At 44.3% G+C, this 21,773-nt stretch carries 24 protein-coding genes and 1 other RNA gene; 6 read left to right on the top strand and 19 right to left on the bottom strand.

The genetic code is table 11. From position 1 onward, the window contains the following. Window positions 1-466: 466 nt before the first annotated feature. The 3 genes from L4C32_RS16760 (at window position 467) to L4C32_RS16750 (ending at window position 3,116) form a co-directional block, all read left to right on the top strand. Entirely contained in the window at window positions 467-952 is a 486-nt protein-coding gene (locus L4C32_RS16760; RefSeq protein ID WP_428198043.1) for a hypothetical protein, read from the top strand. A 176-nt stretch (window positions 953-1,128) separates the two neighbouring features. Beyond that, a complete protein-coding gene (locus L4C32_RS16755) occupies window positions 1,129-2,001 on the top strand; it encodes a TIR domain-containing protein (RefSeq protein ID WP_428198042.1) in 873 nt (290 codons plus the stop codon). Between the two features lie 122 nt (window positions 2,002-2,123). Beyond that, a complete protein-coding gene (locus L4C32_RS16750) occupies window positions 2,124-3,116 on the top strand; it encodes a hypothetical protein (RefSeq protein ID WP_428198041.1) in 993 nt (330 codons plus the stop codon). A gap of 83 nt (window positions 3,117-3,199) precedes the next feature. Here L4C32_RS16750 and ssrA read toward each other — a convergent pair. Together ssrA and smpB are read right to left on the bottom strand one after the other, a co-directional pair. Continuing rightward, window positions 3,200-3,566: a transfer-messenger RNA gene (ssrA, locus tag L4C32_RS16745) on the bottom strand. Between the two features lie 70 nt (window positions 3,567-3,636). Further along, window positions 3,637-4,122, bottom strand: a complete 486-nt coding sequence (smpB, locus tag L4C32_RS16740; protein WP_428198040.1) for an SsrA-binding protein SmpB — start codon at window positions 4,120-4,122, stop codon at window positions 3,637-3,639. A gap of 106 nt (window positions 4,123-4,228) precedes the next feature. Here smpB and L4C32_RS16735 point away from each other — a divergent pair, with 106 nt between their 5' ends. Together L4C32_RS16735 and L4C32_RS16730 are read left to right on the top strand one after the other, a co-directional pair. Continuing rightward, entirely contained in the window at window positions 4,229-4,660 is a 432-nt protein-coding gene (locus L4C32_RS16735; RefSeq protein ID WP_428198039.1) for an SRPBCC family protein, read from the top strand. Continuing rightward, the gene (locus L4C32_RS16730) at window positions 4,653-5,027 is read left to right on the top strand and encodes an RnfH family protein (protein ID WP_428198038.1); all 375 of its coding nucleotides are present in this window, start codon (window positions 4,653-4,655) and stop codon (window positions 5,025-5,027) included. The genes L4C32_RS16735 and L4C32_RS16730 overlap by 8 nt, the downstream gene beginning before the upstream one ends. A 57-nt stretch (window positions 5,028-5,084) precedes the next feature. Here L4C32_RS16730 and L4C32_RS16725 read toward each other — a convergent pair whose 3' ends face one another. The 3 genes from L4C32_RS16725 to nadK form a co-directional block, all read right to left on the bottom strand. Further along, on the bottom strand, window positions 5,085-5,444 hold the full coding sequence (locus L4C32_RS16725) for an outer membrane protein assembly factor BamE (protein WP_428198044.1): 360 nt from the start codon (window positions 5,442-5,444) through the stop codon (window positions 5,085-5,087). A 159-nt stretch (window positions 5,445-5,603) separates the two neighbouring features. Beyond that, window positions 5,604-7,271 (bottom strand): DNA repair protein RecN, encoded by a 1,668-nt coding sequence (recN, locus tag L4C32_RS16720; RefSeq protein ID WP_428198037.1) that lies wholly within the window; start codon window positions 7,269-7,271, stop codon window positions 5,604-5,606. 93 nt (window positions 7,272-7,364) lie between these two features. Beyond that, the gene (nadK, locus tag L4C32_RS16715; RefSeq protein WP_428198036.1) at window positions 7,365-8,249 is read right to left on the bottom strand and encodes an NAD(+) kinase; all 885 of its coding nucleotides are present in this window, start codon (window positions 8,247-8,249) and stop codon (window positions 7,365-7,367) included. A 162-nt stretch (window positions 8,250-8,411) separates the two neighbouring features. Between nadK and grpE the strand changes: the two genes are divergently transcribed. Then, a complete protein-coding gene (grpE, locus tag L4C32_RS16710; protein WP_428198035.1) occupies window positions 8,412-9,038 on the top strand; it encodes a nucleotide exchange factor GrpE in 627 nt (208 codons plus the stop codon). Window positions 9,039-9,111: 73 nt separating this feature from the next. On the opposite strand, the gene L4C32_RS16705 is transcribed toward grpE, so the two are convergent. Genes L4C32_RS16705 through L4C32_RS16640 form a run of 14 tightly spaced genes read right to left on the bottom strand, consistent with a single transcriptional unit; the run spans window position 9,112 to window position 21,602 of the window. Then, complete coding sequence (locus L4C32_RS16705) at window positions 9,112-10,131, bottom strand: tetratricopeptide repeat protein (protein ID WP_428198034.1); 1,020 nt, start codon at window positions 10,129-10,131, stop codon at window positions 9,112-9,114. Between the two features lie 9 nt (window positions 10,132-10,140). Further along, window positions 10,141-11,103 carry a type II secretion system F family protein gene (locus L4C32_RS16700; protein ID WP_428198033.1) on the bottom strand — a complete coding sequence of 321 codons (963 nt, stop codon included), beginning with the start codon at window positions 11,101-11,103 and terminating at the stop codon, window positions 10,141-10,143. Window positions 11,104-11,105: 2 nt separating this feature from the next. Continuing rightward, window positions 11,106-12,071 (bottom strand): type II secretion system F family protein, encoded by a 966-nt coding sequence (locus tag L4C32_RS16695; protein ID WP_428198032.1) that lies wholly within the window; start codon window positions 12,069-12,071, stop codon window positions 11,106-11,108. A gap of 12 nt (window positions 12,072-12,083) precedes the next feature. After that, window positions 12,084-13,547: a TadA family conjugal transfer-associated ATPase gene (locus L4C32_RS16690; RefSeq protein ID WP_428198031.1), complete on the bottom strand. Its 1,464-nt coding sequence runs from the start codon at window positions 13,545-13,547 to the stop codon at window positions 12,084-12,086. Window positions 13,548-13,574: 27 nt separating this feature from the next. Continuing rightward, a complete protein-coding gene (locus L4C32_RS16685; protein WP_428198030.1) occupies window positions 13,575-14,798 on the bottom strand; it encodes a CpaE/TadZ family protein in 1,224 nt (407 codons plus the stop codon). 9 nt (window positions 14,799-14,807) lie between these two features. Further along, window positions 14,808-15,329, bottom strand: a complete 522-nt coding sequence (locus L4C32_RS16680) for a TadE/TadG family type IV pilus assembly protein (protein ID WP_428198029.1) — start codon at window positions 15,327-15,329, stop codon at window positions 14,808-14,810. Further along, complete coding sequence (locus tag L4C32_RS16675) at window positions 15,326-15,769, bottom strand: TadE/TadG family type IV pilus assembly protein (RefSeq protein WP_428198028.1); 444 nt, start codon at window positions 15,767-15,769, stop codon at window positions 15,326-15,328. Before L4C32_RS16675 ends, L4C32_RS16680 begins: the two co-directional genes overlap by 4 nt. Window position 15,770: 1 nt before the next feature. Beyond that, a complete protein-coding gene (locus L4C32_RS16670) occupies window positions 15,771-16,988 on the bottom strand; it encodes a pilus assembly protein TadG-related protein (RefSeq protein WP_428198027.1) in 1,218 nt (405 codons plus the stop codon). Between the two features lie 19 nt (window positions 16,989-17,007). Next, entirely contained in the window at window positions 17,008-17,277 is a 270-nt protein-coding gene (locus L4C32_RS16665) for a hypothetical protein (RefSeq protein WP_428198026.1), read from the bottom strand. A gap of 11 nt (window positions 17,278-17,288) precedes the next feature. Beyond that, window positions 17,289-18,743 carry a type II and III secretion system protein family protein gene (locus tag L4C32_RS16660; protein WP_428198025.1) on the bottom strand — a complete coding sequence of 485 codons (1,455 nt, stop codon included), beginning with the start codon at window positions 18,741-18,743 and terminating at the stop codon, window positions 17,289-17,291. A gap of 10 nt (window positions 18,744-18,753) precedes the next feature. Further along, the gene (cpaB, locus tag L4C32_RS16655; protein ID WP_428198024.1) at window positions 18,754-19,503 is read right to left on the bottom strand and encodes a Flp pilus assembly protein CpaB; all 750 of its coding nucleotides are present in this window, start codon (window positions 19,501-19,503) and stop codon (window positions 18,754-18,756) included. 9 nt (window positions 19,504-19,512) lie between these two features. Further along, the gene (locus L4C32_RS16650; protein WP_428198023.1) at window positions 19,513-20,853 is read right to left on the bottom strand and encodes a DUF8689 domain-containing protein; all 1,341 of its coding nucleotides are present in this window, start codon (window positions 20,851-20,853) and stop codon (window positions 19,513-19,515) included. A gap of 9 nt (window positions 20,854-20,862) precedes the next feature. Beyond that, window positions 20,863-21,366, bottom strand: coding sequence for an A24 family peptidase (locus L4C32_RS16645; RefSeq protein WP_428198022.1), 504 nt, complete (start codon window positions 21,364-21,366; stop codon window positions 20,863-20,865). A gap of 47 nt (window positions 21,367-21,413) precedes the next feature. Next, on the bottom strand, window positions 21,414-21,602 hold the full coding sequence (locus L4C32_RS16640) for a Flp family type IVb pilin (protein WP_428198021.1): 189 nt from the start codon (window positions 21,600-21,602) through the stop codon (window positions 21,414-21,416). Window positions 21,603-21,773 lie beyond the last annotated feature (171 nt).

The raw sequence follows: 21,773 nt of genomic DNA, 5'->3' as shown, positions 1-21,773 counted from the left end.
AGTCTATGTAGATGAACTTTAATGTAGTTCTATCTAGAAAYCTTCTAAAAAGTCTATGTARATGAACTTTAATGYAGTTCTATCTAGAAACCTTCTAAAAAGTCTATGTAGATGGAAAGGAAGGGATAGGACTTACCTTGCTCAAAGCAGAGCAAGTAAAACCGTTGGTTTTACTTACCTATAATTCGGCTCTAGGGAGACTTGAGCTAGTAAATTCAAATCGTTAGCATTTCCATTTTTATGTTCATACGTTAATAAAACTAGGAACATTGTGATAATAGTAGAAAGTGAAGCTAGACTATTCAGTATGATTGATTAAGGTGTTTTCGATGATGAAACGTAAGCAGTTAAAATATGACATAAAAGAGTTAATGAGAAATGCTGACTTTGAAGCGCAACTGTAAGCATTTGGCTTATAGGTGTACTTACCGATGGTTTCTTGTGCGCGCATGAACAGTGCAGAGCAATGCATAGGGTTGGCGCTGCGATTATTGCCGTTACCTATTTGATTGATAAATTCATCGGCTTTGATGTGGTACTGAAAGCGGTCAGTGATGCAATTGGCTGGGTATGGGATGGTATTAAGGCGATGATAAATATGCTGCCTGATGCACTGATCCCCGATGGCTGGAAAACTTCTTTAGAGTCTGCAGGTGGTGAGGTGGATAGCCTCAAAGAGAAGCTGAGTCAGATAAAAGATAAGAATGCCCAAATAGGTATCAACACCGATGAAACCCTAACCAGAAGAGCAAACGGACAAGAGAGTCAGGGCTTATCAGGCAACATTATTCCAATGTCAAAAGCCACACCACTAACTAATCAAACCGTGAAAAGTCAGGCTGAAGTAGCACTCACGATTAAGTCTGAAACGCCTGTCAGGGTAGATAAAGCAACCAGTGAGAAAGGTACCGATTTGAATGTGAACGTGGGGAATATGATGGTGAGTTATTGAGGTTTATTTCTGAATACTAACTTAATACTACTATCGGCGGCCTAGTTCATTTTTGTTACTAGTAATATTCGTTATACATAACAAAATGAGATCGAAATTTGATTTAATATGAGTCGGTTACTTACTTTTTTGCACTACAGGTCAGTGTTACTCTAAAAGAAAAAAAAGGACTATTCATGAACTTACCTAGAATTTTTATCGGCTCGTCTTCAGAAAGTTACGAAGTTGCGTCCGCTTGCAACACATGTATGGATAGAAAAGCTGAAGGAACTCTTTGGCCAAATATTTTTGCACCAGGTGGCAGCACTCTCAATTCACTTACTGAAAAAGCAAGTAACGTTGATTTTGCACTATTTATTTTCTCTCCAGACGACATTACAAAAATGCGAAACTCTACAGTTCAATCTGTTAGAGATAACGTATTATTCGAGCTTGGTTTGTTCATCGGTTCGTTAGGGCAAGAGCGTTGTTTCATTCTGAAACCACGTGATGTAATACTTCATATGCCAACAGACTTGCTTGGCTTGAATACTATGGATTATAACGCTGAACGAGGAGATGGAGATTTAGATTCTGCTGTTAATGCTGCATGCTCTAAATTTATCAAAGTCATGGGCACGCTAGGACGTTTTGATAAAAAAACCAAAGACTTCATTAAGCTAGGTAGTAAGCATAAAACTTACGAATTAACCGATGATTGTCATCGCATGATCGCAAGCTTAGTTGTGTCAATAAACAACTTTGATGCAATTAGTCAATTTGACTTGGAATCAATGAATGATTCATTAAGTCCTCTTAGATATAACGTGTCATTAATGAAACTTGAACGAGCGGGCATTGTAGACCGAATCAATGAAGGTGATATAAATGGTAATCAATGGTATGGCTATAAACTAACATCTGACGGTATTGAATTTGTACTTGAGAATGAAGGCATGCTTGATGAACTCATGCGGCCAAAACAGCAAAGACCTCTACAAAGACCTCAGCAAAACCCGAAGAAATATAATGAACCGCCAATGGATTTTGATGATGAAATTCCATTCTAGACTCTGGCTTAGTATTGTTCAATATTGGTACTCAACCTAAATATTAACTCATATCTTCCTAATCAATTCGTCTAATGGTATGGCTTTCTGTATAGTGCGTGTGATCTTACATGGGAGGTATTATGAATTGTGAGTTTTTAATTAAACTAAGTTTATTGTGGTTGGTAACATATGGTGTGACTGAGGATGGAAGAGTAGCGACGATTTTACTCTTAGCAGTATATTTGAGGAAAAGCTTTAGTGTTGCCTTTAAAAAGCGATCACAACTAGATGAATTAAGTATTGAAGATAAGGAACAGATTGAACAATTAATGAAGGCGCCGAGTTCGCTTGAAGTTACTGCTTATGAAGAGAAAATAAGAAGAAACTTAATTGTAAGCGCAGCTGCTGCGATAGTATTCAGTTTTCTCGACCTTCAAATATCGCCAGATTCTCGTTTTTTGGGAGGAATTCAGTTTAACAATATTACGTCAGAACTAGTTTACAAGGTTTTATTAATAGTAATTATCTATGAGTCAGTTCATTACTTATGGTTGGTTAAAAATCACTTCATGTACTGGCGTGTAAGGCTAACAGGAACAAAACACGTAGAGGTTAGAGGTAATACAGGTGCGATGTTTGGTGACCAACATGCCCCAACAGATCACTATGGAAAGGATGAAAACTCTAATTTTTATGTTTGGATGCTAGAGCAACAGAATGCCTTTTTAAATCAGATTACTAATAATGAAAAACAATGGGCACAGATTGAAGATTGGGTTAAATCTTTAAAAAATGAATCATTGAAGGGAGTGAGCGAAAGTGTAATCTCTGATCGGTTTAATAATTTGACAAATGCAATTAATGAACAACAGAGGACAATTAATAATATTCGTATATCTGCTTCGATGAATCGGTTTGATAACTGGTATGACAGTTTAGTTAAGAGTCAATCTTGGAGATGGCTTGTACTTGATGTCGCCCTTCCTGCTTTGTTGAGTACGCTAGCAATAACTACTTTGAGCTATGAATTGTACACTGCTTCTAGTACTCAAGAAAATTTGGTTGAATCGCCTGAACTTTATCACGTTAAAGAACTGACTACTTACACATGCACTATAGACCTCTATAAATAATCAAAGATATACAAAAACCACCGCCATTTAACCGCCACTAAAACGAAAAACCCCTGCAACCTATTGATTGCAGGGGTTTAAATTGGTGGAGCTGGGGGGATTTGAACCCCCGTCCGAGAACCGTTCGCCGTTGGCGCTACATGCTTAGTCGATCTTTAATTTCGCTACCAGACTGCGAACCGACACGCCATCTAATAACTATCCTGAATTATATTTAGTACTTCGGCTCTCAGGAGGGAGCGTCCATACGATCTCGTTTGGGTTTGATCTCTTATTATTCCCCGTCTTACAAGCGGAAGCTAGGGTAAGAGAGCTCTGAGCAGGTTATTAAGCTGCTAGTGCGTAGTTTTCGTCGTTTGCGACTATTTTTTTGCGGCTTTTTACGTGGCCAACCGCCCCACGGCATGCTCCTAAGGTTGCAAAATTCCCGTCGAATCCTGAATCAGCCCCTAAGTAGAACGAAACGATAGTAACAGAAATTAAGGTTCTGTCTAGTGCCTACCGAATCAAGTGGTTAAGATTAACGCAGACTGCTCTTCATGATACGAGCTTTATCGCGATTCCAATCTTTTTCTTTCATATCTGTACGTTTATCGTGCAATTTCTTACCTTTAGCAACACCAATCTTGAGCTTCACCCAAGAGCGAACCCAATACATGGAGACCGCGACCAGTGTCATACCTTCTCGGTTTACGCGACCAAGCAGGTTATCCAGTTCACGACGACTCAGCAGCAGTTTGCGAGTGCGTGTTGGATCAGCAACAACATGAGTTGATGCCTGTTGAAGAGGGGTGATATTCATACCACTTAAGAACGCTTCGCCGTTACGTAAAAAGACGTAGCTTTCCGCAATATTTACTTTGCTTTCACGAAGAGATTTAACTTCCCAGCCCTGGAGTTCGAGTCCGGCTTCGATTTCATCGTCGATGAAATATTCGCGACGGGCTTGCTTGTTCAATACAATCGTATTGCTGCCCGCTTTTGATTTAGATTTATTTTTAGCCATAATCCCACCATTATACGGACTGCTTTCTGATTGGGGAATCATTTTGTACTGACTCTTGCTTTCAAAATGGTATTATTTGTCATAAGTTTGGATTTAAGGATTGGTTATGCCGCAAGTTTGTCGTTCTGCGTTGGTGCCGTTTAGTGCAAAGCAGATGTTTGATCTGGTTAATGATGTTCATGCATACCCGCAATTTCTTCCCGGGTGTGTGGGTTCAAAAGTATTAGCGACCACAGAGGACTCGATGACGGCGTCGGTGGATGTCTCTAAAGCGGGCATTAGCAAGACCTTCACAACCTCAAACACCTTAACTGACGGTCAGCAGATTGCCATGAACTTGGTTGACGGCCCCTTCAAAACCTTAGCCGGTGGCTGGCACTTTACTGAGCTGGATGCCGATGCGTGTAAGATTGAGCTGAAGCTTGATTTTGAGTTTACCAATGCGCTGGTTGAGATGGCGTTTGGTAAGATATTTAAAGAGCTTACCTCTAATATGGTAAACGCGTTTACTCAACGAGCGAAAGTGATTTATGACTAGTGATAATATGATTCAAGTTGAGGTGGTCTATCCGCTGCCCAATGAGCAGAAAGTACTTAACTTGGTGGTTCGCAGCGATCAGACCGTGGAAGAGATCATCCAGCAGTCTGGCGTATTAGAGCTCTATCCTGATATCGATCTTAAGGTGAATAAGATTGGGGTGTTTAGCCGTAACGTCAAATTAGACGCGACCGTTAGAAACCGAGACCGCATTGAGATATACCGCCCACTGCTTGCCGATCCTAAAGAGATCAGAATGCGCAAAGTCGCCCGTGATAAAAAAGAGGCTGCGCAAAAATTGATGGCTGAGAAAACAGAGAAGAAAGCCGCAGCTGCAGCCAGAAGAGCAGAGTCTGAATCCCAATAAAAAAGCTCGTCATCATGACGAGCTTTTCTGTTTTTGGCTGTTTTTAATCACGGATAATCAGTTAAGACTGTCGTAGAAGCTCTCGCTTTGCGGGAAGTCACCCGTTATCGTCATTAATGTCTTCTGTTCAGAGAAGTTGACAATGAGATTCTTCTGTTCTGGATCGCCATGACCTTTGGTGAAGTGGTAGATGTAGTACCACGTATCGGGTAATCCATTCTCTATCAACATCGGTGTACCCAGTACAAAGCGTACTTGATCGTAGGTCATGCCAAATTTAAGTTTGTCGACCGCTTTTTGCTCAACGTAGTTGCCTTGGCTGATATCGATGCGATACACCAAAGGTTCAACAAAAGCACACCCGCTTAATAGGCCTAATAGAATAGGTAGTGAGAGTATCCATTTTTTTAATGGCATTGATAATAAATGTTGCATAGTTGGACGGCTAATACCTATTTCATAATGTAGTGGGATGATAAACCAAGCTCACCTAAGAAGTAAGAACCCTGATTGAATAATCCTAACTATGACTGCAAAATTTGAAATAGGTTGCACTAATTTCTATTAATTGCTCATTTAAGCGGCAATAAGCAACTCTTTGGCGTTGGCCAATGTTGAATCGGTGATCTCACTGCCACCCAACAGACGAGCCAACTCATTAATACGCTGAGTTTGGTCTAAGTTGTGCATTTTCGTCTCTGTTTTTCCCGCTTTGGTCTGTTTTGACACAAATAACTGCTGGTGGCCACAGCCGGCGACTTGCGGCAGGTGAGTCACACACATCACTTGGGTTGAGTTGCCTAAGGTGCGCAGCATTTTACCAACCACAGCAGCGGTTGGGCCACTGATCCCCACATCAACCTCATCAAAAATAAGACTTGGGGTATCCACCTTCTGCGCGGTGATCACTTGAATAGCCAGTGAAATACGAGACAGTTCGCCACCGGAAGCCACTTTGGCGATAGGTTGAATCGGTTGACCTGGATTGGTCGACACTTGGAATATCACCGTATCGATACCCAGCGGCGACAGATGGTTCTCTGCATCGGTGGTGAAGGTGATCTCAAATTTGGCTTTCTCCATGCTCAGTTCATGCATGCTTTTGGTGATTTTGCTGTTGAGCTCTTTGGCATAACGTAGGCGGCTCTTACTCAGTTTTTCCGCCTGAGTGATGAAGCTGAGTTTATGTTGCTGCACTTCATCAGCGCGCTCTTGCAATTTCTCTTCTGAGCAGTCTAGGCTCTCAAACTCTTTCAATAACTGTTGATGATGGGCATACAGCTCTTCAGGGAGAACGTGGTGTTTTCGCGCCACACTCATTACCGACGAGTAGCGCTCTTCCACCAACATGATCTGCTCTGGGTTCACTTCAAGTTTGTCTAAGTAGGAGCGAAGCTCATTATTGGCCTCTTCAACCTGAATGATGGCGTCATCTAACATGGCAGGCAGCGAAGCGAGTTCGTTATCTAGGCCAGCTAGCTCTTGCAAACTGCTGCGGGCGCACTGCAGCAGTTGTAGGGCGTTAACGTCATCCCCTTCGTAGAGGTTATTGATCACTTGCTCACAGGTGGTGGCCAACTGACCGCTGTTGGAAAGACGTTTATGATCCTCCTCCAGTTGATTGAACTCCTCTTCGGCTAGGGCAAGTTCATTCAGCTCTTTAATCTGATACTGCAACAGCTGTTTTTGTGCTTCGTTATCTTGGCTGTTTTGAATCAGTTGTTGCAGCGCATTGTCTGCTTGGCGCCACGTTTGGTAAGCCTGTTTGGTTTTGGTTAGCAGACCCTGATGTCCAGCGTATTGATCCAGCATCGCCAGTTGGTAGTCCGATTTCATCAGGTGATGGTGCTGGTGCTGGCCATGAATATTGATTAAGCGTTGGCCTAAGGTTTTCAGTTGCGAAGCGGGCACCGGATTGCCATTGATGTAACCACGAGAGCGGCCCTCTTTGGTGATGATACGGCGTACAATGCACTCGTCACCATCGAGCAGTTCATTCTCTTGCAACCAGCGTGTGGCGTTGAGGTTGTTCTCTAATAGAAATAGGGCGCTCACATCGGCTTTCTCTTCACCTTGGCGAACCATAGAGGCTTCAGCTCGGTCACCCAAACACAAGCCTAAGGCATCGATGGCGATGGATTTACCCGCGCCAGTTTCGCCAGTAATGGTGGTCATTCCTGAGCTAAGTTCGAGCTCTAGTGACTTAACAATGGCAAAGTTATTAACGGTAATATGAGCAAGCATGATGCGATCTCTCTACTAGATAAAAACACTGTATAAAGAAACAGTATATACTGTTTCTTTATACAGTAAAGATCAGAGAGTAAAAATGTGAGGTTAGAAGAGTTTGCTTGACCAACCCAATTTATTTCGCAGGACGTGGTAGTAGCTGTAGTTCTTTGGGTGTACCAATTTCAGCTTGCAAGTGCTTTGAAAAATATGCACTTCGTCCCCAGGAGAGACAGGCAGAGAGACTTGTCCATCACAACTTATCTCTTGGGTGCCACGGTTATCCGGCGAAATAAGCAGTTTAATTCTGCTGTTGCCTTCGACCACTAACGGCCTGCTTGATAGAGTGTGTGGGAACATTGGCACTAACGAAAGGGCGTTCAAGTTTGGAGAGAGGATCGGACCTCCACCAGAGAGTGAATAGGCGGTTGAGCCCGTCGGCGTCGAGACAATCAGGCCATCGGCACGTAACGAGAAGGCAAAGACATTATCGATATAGACTTCAAACTCAATCATTTTCGCCACTTGCCCGGGGTGCAAGACGGCTTCGTTAAGTGCGGAGTTGTGGCTTTTTACTTCGCCATGACGGTGAACTTCCGCTTCTAGCAAGAAACGTTCTTCGGTAACAAATTCACCATTTAATACCGTTTGCAGTGGCGCTTCAAAGTCATCGGGATCAAGATCGGTTAAGAAACCGAGATTACCACGATTCACTCCAATCACAGAGATGTCAAAACGCGACAGCACTCTGGCTGCCCCGAGCATATTACCGTCACCACCAATAACAATAGCAAGATCGGCATGCTGGCCAATGCTGAGCAGGCTACAAAAACACTCTTCTGGAAGATCGGTTAGGGTCTCATTGAGGCGATCATCGAGAAGAACGGTATAACCTTGCGCGTTTAACCAGTGATAGATAGTTCTGTGGGTGTGCGAAGCATTCGGATCGCGTGGTTTGCCAATGATAGCAATCACTTTAAAAGTTTTGTTCATATCCGGAACCCGTAAAAAGTACGTCTTGGTGTGATTCTATATTAAATTTTGCGCGATTTATGCTTGAATCATCGATTTTTGACCCCATAATATGGGCATAGAGATCCACTATACGAAAATTATGTACATAGTGGTAATAGATTTAAGATTTCTGGAGTGATCATGAGCAACGATAAAGCAATGCCAAACGAAGAAGAGCTACAACAAGAGAGTGTTATTGAAGAGATGGATGCTCAAGCGGTTGGTAGTGATGCCGATATCGATTGGAATGAAGACGATGAATCAGCAGCGAAAATTGCTGAGTTAGAAGCTGCATTGCTTAAGAGCCAAGCGACAGTGAAAGATCAACAAGACTCGGTCCTTCGTGCCAAGGCTGACGTAGAAAACATGCGTCGTCGTAATGAGCAAGAGATGGAAAAAGCGCGTAAATTCGCTATTGAACGTTTCGCTGGTGAGCTTCTTCCTGTCATGGATAACCTTGAACGTGCGGTTCAAAGTGGTGACAAAGAGAACGAAGCGGTTAAGCCGATGTTAGAAGGTGTTGAGCTGACTCTTAAAACGTTTGCTGACACACTAGGTAAATTCAACCTGAAAGAGATCAACCCAGAAGGTGAAGTGTTTAACCCTGAATTCCATCAAGCGATGTCAATTCAAGAGAGTGCTGATCACGAACCAAACACTGTCATGATGGTGATGCAAAAAGGCTATGAGTTAAATGGCCGTGTGATCCGCCCTGCGATGGTGATGGTGTCAAAAGCAGCAGCCAACAACATCGATACTCAAGCGTAAGCGATTCATTTACTCTTAGTTGTTAAAAGATGAACAATTAAAAAACCGTAGCCAGCAGTGGCTACGGTTTTTTTTACATCCCTTCTGCACGCATGACCGCTAGTGCTCGAGAGAGGTTGTCGTTGGCGACTTTATAGTAAGTGGGCTCTTTGTCGATCGCTTGTTGGAAGTAGGTGACGGCTTCAGCCGGTTTATCGTTAATCAGTAAAAAATAACCGACATTGTTAAGCGCTTTAGACTCATCCATCTGTTGCATAAAAATGTTGAGTGCTCGGCCATTCATGCCTTGTGCCAGATAGATCAGCGCCATGTTGTTGATCGCTTTTTCGTTATCGCTGTCCAGTTTTAGTGCCTGTCTTGTTAACGCCTCCGCTTTCGAATAAGACTTACTCATATAGCGCGAATAACCAAAACTTATCAAGGTGTTCACTGCATCGGGTTTGATGTCGAGAGAGCGTTGATAGAGTGCCTGGGCAATCGCATGCTTCTCCTCTAAATCGTAAATAATACCCAAGCCTAAATACCCGACATAAGGGGATTGAGGATCAATGGTTAACTCAGTAATCATGGTTGTATTGAGGCTACTATCATTGATAGGCAAGTTGGCGTAGTTCAAGCGAGCTAAGTCGGCATTGAGCGCTTTGTAGAAGTAACTTTTGGCTTGAGTGACCAGCCCCTGTTTACTGTAGATCACCCCTAATTGACTAAATGAGTCGATGTAACTGTCGTCATAGTTGAGAGATTGTTGATAGGCCTTTTGCGCTAACGGTAAGTTGTTGCGAACTTGATGTATCTGCCCGATGGCGTACAGGGTTTTGGCTTGATGCTCCGCTTCTGGAAAACCGATGGAGCGGATGTATTCATACAGCGCGACATCAAGATTGTTTCTCAGCAGAGCGCTGTCACCGCGCATGATCGCCTCCTCTTCGTTCATGGGGGGGCTATTGTCTGAGGAGGAGCTCATCGGTTTGCCGTCGTAGAGGTCATTATTAAAAATCGCCATATCAACGCTATCGTCTTCTTTTGATGCACAACCTACCAGCAGTAAAGCACAGCAAAGAAGGGAGGTGACTTTATGGATTATTCTATTCATAACCGTTCCTTAATTTATTGATAGGAAGCTATCCATCATGTGCAAAATAGCTGGCCCAATGGCAACAATGAAAAAACATGGCCAGATAAACAGGACCAAAGGGAAGATCATTTTGGTTGGGATTTTTGCCGCGACCTCTTCGGCAGCTTGATTGCGTTTGTCGCGGTAATCTTCGTTATAGTCACGCAAGGTTTTACCGATACTGGCACCAATACGAGAGGAGTGAGCCAACATGCTGACGAGCCCTTGTATCTCAATTAAGCCGGTACGTAAAATGAGTTCAGAGAAGGCGTCTGGGGTCTGCATTCCTGCTTTTATTTTGGCACACACGGTGTCCAACTCATCAGAGAACTCAGGATGAGAGATGCTAAGTTCATGAGAGACACGGATGAGTGCTGCGTTTAAGCCTAGCCCCGACTCGGTACACACCAACAGCAGATCTAACGCATCTGGAACCGCTTCTCGTAGTCGGTGCTGCCTATTTTTGATAATACGGTTTAACACAAAATTGGGTAAAAATAGCCCGATACCGAGTGCTAAAATCATGACACTCACACCTAAGTTTCCTGTAAATTCAGAGTAAAATAGGTAGATAAATATTCCGACTATGATGCCGATAACACTAGTGAAAAACTTAATGCCATAGAAAAGAGGCAGCGCATTTTGTTGATGAAAACCCGCATGCATTAGCTTATGACGTGTACTCTCTTGCTCTTTAATATTATTAGGGGAGATAAGTGGTTCTAAGGACTCTAAGGTGTTTTCAATTTTTTTCTTAGTGCTTCTCGCTGTTTTTTCATCACTGGTAATGACCTTAAGTCGCTTTTTTAGCGGTTTTTTTAGCCCCATGACCATTAATCCAATGGTCATGACGATCAGTATGGTTGAGACCAATATCAGTGATAAAAAGAACCACTCACGACTAATCCCGACGCTTAACATTTGTTCTAGGAGTTTGTTAAAGTCAATCATGATCAGACTCCAATATTAATGATTTTTTTGATCCACGCCGCACCAATCAATAGGCTCACAATGCCAAAACTGACGATCTTTAACCCGAGCGGATGCCGGTAGAGTGGCTCAACGTATTCAGGGTGAATCACGTACATGATGACAAATAGACCAAATGGTGCCAGCACCAAAATCCACGCAGACATTTTACTCTCTGCTGATAGGGTTTTGATTTTTCGAACTAATTTAAATCTAGCGCGTAATACAGTTGAGACATTTGTGAGGTTCTCCGACAGGTTACCGCCAGTCTCCTTTTGCAGTAACACGGCGCTGGAGAACGCCAACATAGAGACGGTAGGGTTACGATCTGCCAACTGCATAATGGCTAAGCGGAGGTCATAGCCATAGTTGAGCAGGTTGAATGTGTTAATAAATTCGGTACTGATGGGATCGCCCATCTCATCCCCGACTTCTCGGAAGGCTTCTGTTAAAGGCTGACCTGACTTCAGCACTCGCTTCATGATATCTAAGGCTTCGGGCAGCTGCTCTTCAAGAGTAAACAGTCGATCCGCAATCTTTTTGGAGAGCAAAGAGTAGAGTACTATCCAGGTGCCGATAAAAAAGGCGATGGCAACGATAGGGTTGCCACTAAAAATATGGCTCACCAGCGCGATAGTACAGCTCAGTATCAAACTCATACTTAATGCAAAGTCTAAGGTCATTTTCATGCCTGATAACTCAATGGAGCTTTTTAAGTCAGCAAAAAACTGAATTTGAATAGCATTTTTTTCAAACGTGGTTAGCCCTTTCAAATAGTGCTCTTTCAGAATCGACTGGCCTTTACTATCGTTAATTTGAGACGTTCTTAAGCGCTTAGTTAAGGCTTTATGTTTGGCTTTACTGCCCGCACTAGGAAGAATCAATGCTTGGGAAACAAACAGCACGGAAAAAAACAGTAAGATTAAAAATAGGGTGAGATCACTGACCATGGGAGCCTCCTTTTAACCGGTGGTTTCGCTAAAGAGTTCAAACGGAATATCAATCCCACGTCGTACTAAGGCGTCATGAAAACTGGGTACAATGCCGGTGGCGGAGTAGTGACCGAGTATGTTGCCCTTCTCATCGATGCCTACCCGTTGGAAGTTAAATATCTCAGACATGGTGATGATATCTCCCTCCATGCCGTTTATCTCTTGAATGCTTACCATGCGGCGTTTACCATCTTCTTGGCGTTCCATCTGCACCACAATATGAATCGCTGAGGCGATTTGAGCGCGTAGGTTTTTTGTGGTGATGTTCCAGCCTGCCATGGCAAACATATTTTCGATTCGACTTAATGCATCTCGTGGGGTATTGGCATGTATGGTGGTAAGTGAGCCATCATGACCAGTATTCATGGCAGCTAACATATCCACTGCTTCACTACCCCTTACTTCCCCAATCACGATTCGATCAGGGCGCATACGCAGCGCATTTTTCACCAAGTCGCGCTGGCTGATCTCCCCTTTGCCTTCCAAGTTCATTGGTCGGGTTTCTAAGCGGATAATGTGTGGATGTTGCAGCTGCAGTTCGGCGGAATCTTCTATGGTGATGATGCGTTCATCTTTGGGGATGTAATCGGACATAATATTGAGCGTGGTGGTTTTCCCTGAGCCGGTTCCCCCAGCAATCAACACATTCAGTTCCCCTTGAATGACCGCATGAATAAAGCGCGCCATGTCTTGGGAGAGGCTGTTAATAGTGAGCAAGTTTTCCATATTAAGCTTGTCGACCGCAAAACGACGGATAGAGACCGAAGGCCCATCAATGGCCAGTGGTGGAATGATGGCGTTCACCCTAGAGCCATCAGCCAGTCTCGCATCCACCATGGGAGAGGTCTCATCAATACGTCGGCCCACGTTACTGACAATACGGTCGATGATATTACGTAAATGTTGGTCATCGAGAAAGGTTTGTGGCGCCTCTTCTAGTTTACCGAAGCGCTCTATGAAGATCTTTTTAGGGCCGTTGACCAGAATATCTGAGATGGTTTTATCGGATAACAGTGGCTCAAGGGGCCCTAGTCCAAACACTTCATCTTCGATCTGGCGGATAATTCGTTTTCTGGCCTCTGAACTCAATGGGTTAGGGTCATCTTGCATCAACTGGATGATGGCACTGTGTAACTCTTTGTGTGCCGACTCTTCGTTCAGGGTAGTCAGAAGACCTAAATCCAGGGTTTCTAATAGTTTACGATGAAAGTAGTGTTTAGTCTCTTGCTCATGTTCAAGGTGTTTTTTATTCTCTACTTGACTGCGAAGCAGTTGCTCTTCATCCCTAGGATCGCGGATTGGAGCCACTTTTTCGGGTTCCATGTGAGGCGCCACTTCAGGTTCAGGCACACTTTTCTGCTCTTCTTGAACGAGCTCTTTCATGGCCGCTTTTTTTTCAAATTCAGGATTAATATTGTTTCTTTTGAAAAACATATTTTCCCCCTTGTCCTGATGATATGTTTAAGAGAATAACCGCTTAAACCAGCTCTCTTTTACTTCTTTTTGTGGCCCAATATGTCTGGAAAGGGCTGCGAGTGCTTTAGCGACTTGGCTCTTTTTATTCACTTCCATTAATGGTTTGCCAAGGTTGGCGCTTTCAATCACGACCTTGAAATCATTCGGAATAACTCGGATGTTGACATGATTGGGCAGTGTATCGGCGATATCTTTTAGTTTGATCGATTGGCGTTTATCAAATCGATTTACCAAGACTTCAATACGATCCATCGACACCCCATACTCCATCTGTAGATCGTGCAAGATGAGGTTGGTGTGTTTTAGTGACACTAAATTTTGCTGGGTGACAATAAACAGTTGGGTGGCTGGGGTAACGATATTATCGGCAAAGGCATCAATCCCTTTGGATAGGTCAATAATCACATAGGGATAATATTGACGAAGCGTTAAAATCAGCTTACCTAACAGTTCCATTTTTTCTTGGCTCTCATGACGCTCATTACGTTGAAAGCTCAGTATGTGCAGTCCAGAGTCGTGTTTGGTCACTAAGCCGTTTAACGAGCTTTCATCAAGATCATTTAGGTTGTCTAACACATCCAGCAAACTGTATTTCGGGACAATGTTTAGGTATTCGGTAATCACCTCATATTGGTAATCTAGATCCAGGATGATCACTTTGTTTGGGTGAGCATTGGCTAAATCTGTGGCCGTATTGAGGGCTAACGTGGTTGCCCCAGCGCCACCTTTTGAGTTAATAAACAGGCACAGCTCGCCATATTGTCTGTTGGCGAGCTTCTCTTCAGCCGTCATTTTTAAGATGGGATAGAGCTCGGCGATGGTGGCACTGTTTGAGAGGAAATCTGAAGCGCCTATACGCAGTGCTGTTTTGAGTGAACTGTTGTCACTCTCATTACCAAATATGATCAGAGCCGCTTGATGATTATCACTACCAAAGTCAAACTGCTGAAGCTTACCGAGTTGAGAGGCCCAGTTACCGCTCGCTTCCACAAACAGCAGATCAGGAACGGTGAGCTGCTCCATGCTGGTATTGTTAATATGCTCAAAAAAGAGATGCTCAAGCGTAAGATTGCGGCACTGAGAGAGCTCTGTATCCATGTGTTTATGGAAGGTTTCAGTGGAGTAGACAAGCCAGACTGTGACATTGGTTTTTAAGCCAGGCAGTCTATCCGTGCTATTTTTTGGGATGAGATTGATTAAGTCGCTCATCTTATCCTCCTAACAGTTGGTGATTGCGGTGGGGTTGGATGACGTCGGCCGAAGAACACCAAGACTTTCGGCTGGAATAATGGTTTGAAACGAGGGAACAAAGTCCGTTAAGTTTAAGGTGACAAATGGGATCAGCAGTTGATAGTTGAAGGCGTCAATTCGAGCGCTGACAAATCGAATCTGAGCAAAATTGGTATTGGTGGTGAGATCCCCACTGATCGCGACACCATCAGCATCAAGATACTCAATGATTAAGTGTTGGGGAAGAAATCCTTTTGGCGCGATATTGACGATGGAATTCAGTGCCGGAATATCACTTTGATCGCTGACATAACAGACCGCGGCTAAGCGAGCGCCTCGACGTGTCATCTCACTGAGTGACTGCATGGAGTACATAAGACGGGCCATCTCCATAATGCCAATTAACAGAAAAAGTAAAAAGGTGGCGATCAGAGTGAATTCGACCAGTGCGATGCCTTGTTGTTTGGATCTCGGCTTTTGCTGTCTATGTGTCATCTTAAAAAATGTCATGGCGATGTCCTCATGGCAGTAGAGGCACTAAAACCAAAGCTCAGTGAGTCGCCACCATAACCAAAGAAAGAGGGCAATTTGGCGAAATGTGGCGTGAAGTTGTAAGAGGCCGTGATGGTGACATAGTTACCTGACTGATTAATGCTCACATCGCTAGCGGTCAAGTTATGTAATACTTTGGTCCCCGTTCCCCCCTTATTTCCGTAGATCACGATATTTTTAATGTTGGTGCTATCGGCAAGTTGAGTAGCGGAATTGGTGCCGTAGATATCGGTGATGGCATAGCGAGCACCATTTTGCACGGCTTTATTCAAGGTGTTGTACTGGATCATGGCGCGCCCCAGCTCACTGACACCAACCAGCAGTAACAGCAAAATTGGCAATGTGATTGCCAACTCTACCGCGGCTAAACCTGACTGATGGTGTTTATGTGAAGTCATACTAGGACTCCTCACTAAGTGGATCGTTGTAGAGAACAATTTTTAATGGGCCAGTTGATGTTGGGCTGGTACCGGTAGATCCGTTTGCAGCGGTGCACTCTTCAATAAACTCACCATAAAGAACGCCGCCATTACCGCTGTTTGACCCTGACACCTGTTGACCTAAAAAGAAACAGCCTAGACCAATGGTATCGAGCATTGTGGTCCCGCCAGATGAACCACTGCAATCGACTAAGGGGACGGCTAAAATTCGTCGACCCTCATCACCAGAGGTACAGTTTGAAGCACCTGGGCAGCCCCCAACTTCGGAGTTATAATCGGAGTAGCCCCAATTGGGTTGAGTGACTGAACCATCGTTTTCTAATACCGCCGGGCTTGAGGGCTGCTTTACATAAATATCGGGCGGGTAGTCTGCACTGTTTACACCGCCGCCAGAATAGATATTAAGACGGGTATTAACCCCTTGAGCTACCGGACCCACCGTTGCACCAGGTTTCGTTTGAACTTGGTTGTTAATATCGATACAGCCGGCATAATCCCCCGCTAACCCTTGGCGTACATCACTGGCGCCAGATCCAAAGTCGAGCAGTTGAAAGTTACCTGGCCCCATAGTAGTTTGATTTTGATCCGCCATTTTTATGGCGTAGGTTTCACCAAAATTGTAGCCTAGGTGATGGGTGGAACCACTTCCTGCTGAGCTGTCAGCACACACGGCTACAGGCACCACGTTACACACGACGGTAAGGGCTGCACTAGGACCGGCGACGGCACTGGCTGAAACGGTTTTGTTGATACCAAACATCTGCACAAAGTAATTCGCGAGTGGCATATTGCTCACTTTGACCCTGACATAGGTATCACCCGTTGTGACATAAGAGGGGTCTGGAAAAGTTTGCGGATCATTAGAGAAAAACACAGAGATACTCGCACTGCCCATGTCCATTTCTGTGTTACCAGTAGCCGTTGAAACCGTGGTTAGCGTGGTATTGATGGCGGCAGTCACTTCGGCATTGGTTTTTCCGTTGACCAGCAGCAGTGCACCAGAGAGCGCGGCGGCATCAACACTGTTCTGTAGGCGTGATTTGTTTAATATGGTGTGATTCACATCGAGGCTGAAAGCGGCAAAACCAAACAGCAACAGCAGTGATGCAGTGACCAGCACTAACACCATCCCTTGTTGCTTTTTATAACCCTTGATATTGCTTTTAACGCTGTTCATCATGCCTCCAAAGAGAGTTTTATGGGGTAACGATCTGCAAGGTTTGTGATTTACTCTGTTCACCCTCTATATTTTTTGGGATTTTAGGACTGTTGTAGATCAACAGTGCAGCCTGAGCCCTTTCACCACTAAAGTCGGGCACATAACCGGAGTTTTGTACACTGGCTTCGCTGTTATAAGTCTGCTCGGCTCTTAAGCTTGCAACGGTTTGCCCCAGCGGTTCCGGTGAGTGATTTACACACCCCACCATGGTGATCAGTGTGGCAATGATTAGTGTGATTATTTTCATCGGTTTGATCCTCATAAGCTGTGACCAAATTTGCCTTCAGGGCCGCCACGTTGGTCGCTGCTGATTATCTCTTCGGTGACAGATTCATTTTCACTCTCTTCCACTTTATTGATTTCAGCGCGTTTACCCAGCAGATAGAACTCAAGGTCGTTAGGCTCTACAAACCCATCGGTGGGTAGCGTGATTTTGTCTCTATCAACCGGTTTGGCCAGTCGAGGAGTGACTAAAATAATCAGCTCGGTCTCGCCTTTGATGTACTCTTTACTAGTAAACAGTTGCCCCAATACTGGAATATCACCAAAACCTGGAATTTTACTGTTAATGTCTCGAATGTTTTCGCTCAATAGCCCTGCAATACCTATGGTTTGCCCATCGGCCAGCTCTAGGGTGGATGAGACACTTCTTTTGGTCAGCGGTGGGATGACATAGGTGGCATTACCGCTTCCTGGAGTAATGGTTAACGAGCTGGTATTGGCAATTTCACTGACATTGACGGACAAATTAAGGTTGATCTTTTTATCGCTCAGCACGTGAGGGATAAAGGTTAGTCCGACCCCATACTCTTTATATTCAATGGTAATACCGTCATCGTCTGGAACTGGAATGGGGTACTCTCCCCCCGCTAAGAATTCGGCTTGCGTGCCACTTAGCGCGGTTAAGTTAGGCTCTGCCAGTACTTTGGCGACCCCATTTTGTTTAGCCACATCTAGCGCTAAGGTAAACAGGGTACTGCTATCGACAAAAGTGGCTAAGAAACCCGAGCTATCTACGCCTGGATTATTAAATACCGGTTGAACGGCCCCGTTTAAATCATCGATGATTCCGCCAGCGGTGGTGGCTCCCCAACCGACATTGCTGCCTTGATTGAAAAAGTGGAAGTTGGAGTCAAAGCGGCGAACTAAGCTACGTTGAACTTCTGCAACGGTGACCTCTAACATCACCTGATGGGCTCCACCAATCGTCATCAAGTTAATGATGGCGCTACTGGACACATTCTCGTTGGCTTTCTCTTGGTCGATGGCGTTATCAGCGGTGTAGGTTTGGGCAATTTTTATCACCATATCCATCACCGATTGGCTGCTCACTTTTCCGCTGAGGATCAGTTTGTTTTGACTGCTGTGTACTTTGATAACTTCACTGGGCAGAAACTCAAACAGCTTGGTTTTTAGGCTATTGAGATCATGGGTGACCTCTAAGTTGAGCGACTCAATCAGGACACCTTTACTGTCCCATGCCATTAAGTTGGTTGAGCCTAGTTTTTTACCAATTAAAAACACCTCATTGGATTTGAGCATCACAATATCCAGCACTTCGGGATCACCCAGCGACACTCTTTTGGCTTTGGCAGGCAAATTGATGTGAATCGATTTGTGGTGAGGAATCGTAATCGTCTCCCCCGCTTGAGTATTCGCATGAATAAGGGGGCTGCTTAAAAATAGCGTTAATAGTAGTAGTCGTATTAGCATCATATCCTCCTTACTCTTTCACTTTGATACTGGTTTTGTCAGTACCTTTGATGATGGTGACCGTCGGTGTCACGATACGTCGGCGAACCACTTTCTCTTTTTCTGGTTCAAACGGATTACGCAGGGCGAGTTGAATCTCCCCTTTACCTTTTGCTGTGAGTAACTTCTCTGCTTGTAGTGGAGTGACCTCTAAGGTGACGGCGCGAACTATAACGGGTTTATTGGCGTCAGTTTTGGCCGACTGATCCACTGCTAATACGCGAATGTCTTTCAATACCGTGGTGGTGGTGACACGCTTGTTACGATTGACGGTATTGAGTACATCGACTTTGTTACCTGGCAGTAGAAACCCGGCCACCCCGATGACATCGTTAACTCGAATGGTCACTGCACGTTTTGATTTTGGAATCAGTGCCGCTAAGGTGGCACCATCCCCAGTTGAGAGGACTCGTTGGCGACTGATGATCTCATCTTGGTAGATGTGGTTTGCCAGTACTTTTCCTAGAATTTCTTCGGTATCAGTAAATTGGTTGTCGCTTAACCAATCCTCTTCAATTAACTTAGGTTTGAGGTGTTTGTCTTCAATGACCGTCCCTGATGGAATGTCAATGGCGGCAATGATGATCGGCTTGCGTATCACCACTTCGACCTCTTCGGTCGGTTGTATTTGGCCTGAAATCCACTTTTGTGCGACAAATACCGCTGCTAGTCCTAGCACAACGGACACTAAAAACAGTAAGGCGATATGACTTTTACTCATTCGTGCCTCCTATCCTCTATCGTCAGCAGCAAAGTAGAGTGCCCATGCTTGCTCAAGTAGTGAGGATGTAATAACCGAGTCGAGTTGTTCAAAGGTAATGATGTCTCGACAGATGTTGAGTATGTCTCTGGGTAAGTAGGGGTAGTAATGGAAATTGGCTTCTCGATGCAAAAATCGAATCTTGTTGAAGTAATCCCCTTCCAGAGTAATGTCCATTCGTAAACTGGTCTCTTGCCACAAAGCTCGATAATCACTTTCGGTTAAGGACTCAAATTGAATTTTGTATCCCAAACGGCGCAGAAAGGCGGGATCCGCAATTTCGTGTGGGCTTAAGTTACTTGAAAAAACCAGTGTCACTTTAAACGGCACCGTGATCTGTTGGCCATTGGGAAGGGCAAAGTGATCCTCTTTGGTTTCCATAGGGACGATCCATCGATTGAGCAGAGTTTGCACTGGCATTGGCTGCCGACCTAAATCGTCGACGATCAGCATGCCGTTGTTGGCTTGCATCTGTAGCGGCGCTTGTAGGGACTTGGTAATGCTGTCTTGATTGACCTCCAGCATCTCCATGGTGAGCTCTCCCCCCACTAAAATATTCGGACGGTGACAGAGCAACCAGCGACGGTCGTGATGATCAATGAGCTGCAGAGGCACTGAGTTATCTTCATTTAAATATGGCTTATGATGCAGAGCGCTAAATAACTTAATAATATTCCCTTCGGCATAAATCGCATGAGGGATGAAAATGGTATTTTTAAATGCACTAGAGAGCTTTTTAGAGATGTAACTTTTCCCCGTTCCTGAGTCGCCATAAAGAAGCAGAACTTGACCAGAGTTGAGTGCAGGCCCTAACTGAGTAATCAGCTGCTGTGCACCTGATACATCAAACATCGCCATCTCTAAGGTTTCTCGGGTGATATTTCCCGCTTCTTGGATGTCCTGCTGCTTGACGACCTCGGAGTACTCCTCAATGGGAATGGGAACAGGGCCTAAGTAGGTATCAATTTTTGCAATATGTTGCGCCGATTCAGCACCTTTAGTAGAGAGGGCGTAGAGAACATTTTTTCGAATCGCTTGCGAGTTGTGCTGGGTTATTTCGGGCTGATAGATCTCAATCATCGCTTTCTGTCGCAGAGATTGAATCAGCTCCTCAATAATACGGCTGATGATGCCCATCTTTTGGGAAAGCTGAATAATATCAATTCGAGGGGTAGCCAAAAGGTGTTTTAGCAGCAGCTCTTCAAGAATATTTGTCGGTATATTTAACGCCTCTTTGGTGGTCGGAACCGCCGGCGGCTTGATCTGAGGAACCTCAATGGCTCTCTCTTCAATATTCATTGCTTTGCTCATAACTGCTCCTTAAAGGGATAGGAACTCAAACAGTGCCATACCAAGAACAACGGATGGAGCAAAAGGCATGACTAACTTACTCTCAGTGCTTTGCAATGGATCACGCCCTAAGTGGACGGCTCGGTACTTCACTTTTTGATACAGTTCATTGACACTATAAGGCTGCATGGCAGTGTGTTGAGCTAACACAAACAGGGCGACAATACCTGCCGACAAACTAATACATAGGGTAACTGGCATGATATTGCCCCAGCCGACTAAACATCCTACAGCGGCTAACAGTTTGACATCGCCAGCAGCCATTGCTTTGACCACATAGAGACAGAGTCCCCCGGAAAAGAGAGCGATGCCTCCTAAAAGAGAGTGTGTTGCTGCTACCGTCCAACTTATTTCGGTGAACCAGTTTGCGACGGCTGAGAAAATAAGTAGCAACACCCATCTGTTTGGTATGCGGTTATCACGTAAATCAAATATCGCGATAACACACAGGATTAACCAACTGCCAATAATCATAATGTTTCCTATAAAGGCGTAACAATGCCCTCAATTATCCATATTGATTAAGGTGTCGAACCATCAGAAATATTACCCACGATGGCGGTTAATTTTGTTCCAAGTGCGCCGAACCCGGTTGAGAAAAGACCAAACAGAACCGTTGCAATGACCGCAGCGCCAACAACATACTCGACAATGGTTAAACCCTCTTCGTCGGCAATGAACGCTTTAATGTGCTTAATTAATGTATTCATGATATTTCTCCTTTCGTTTGCTTACTAATAACGAATAAGCAACGTAATTTAATCTTAGTGCTCTGAAAGTAGGGTGGTTAGGACTATTTTGTTAACAGATGGTAAAATTTTGTCCTATATTTAAGATGAAACATCACAATTGAGAACATTATTATGAGAATTATTAATAAC

The sequence above is a fragment of the Aliivibrio kagoshimensis genome (assembly GCF_050337105.1).
GTDB classification, from domain to species: domain Bacteria; phylum Pseudomonadota; class Gammaproteobacteria; order Enterobacterales; family Vibrionaceae; genus Aliivibrio_A; species Aliivibrio_A kagoshimensis.
Note: the sequence above shows the minus strand (reverse complement) of the source record. Positions and strands in the feature narration are given on the sequence as shown.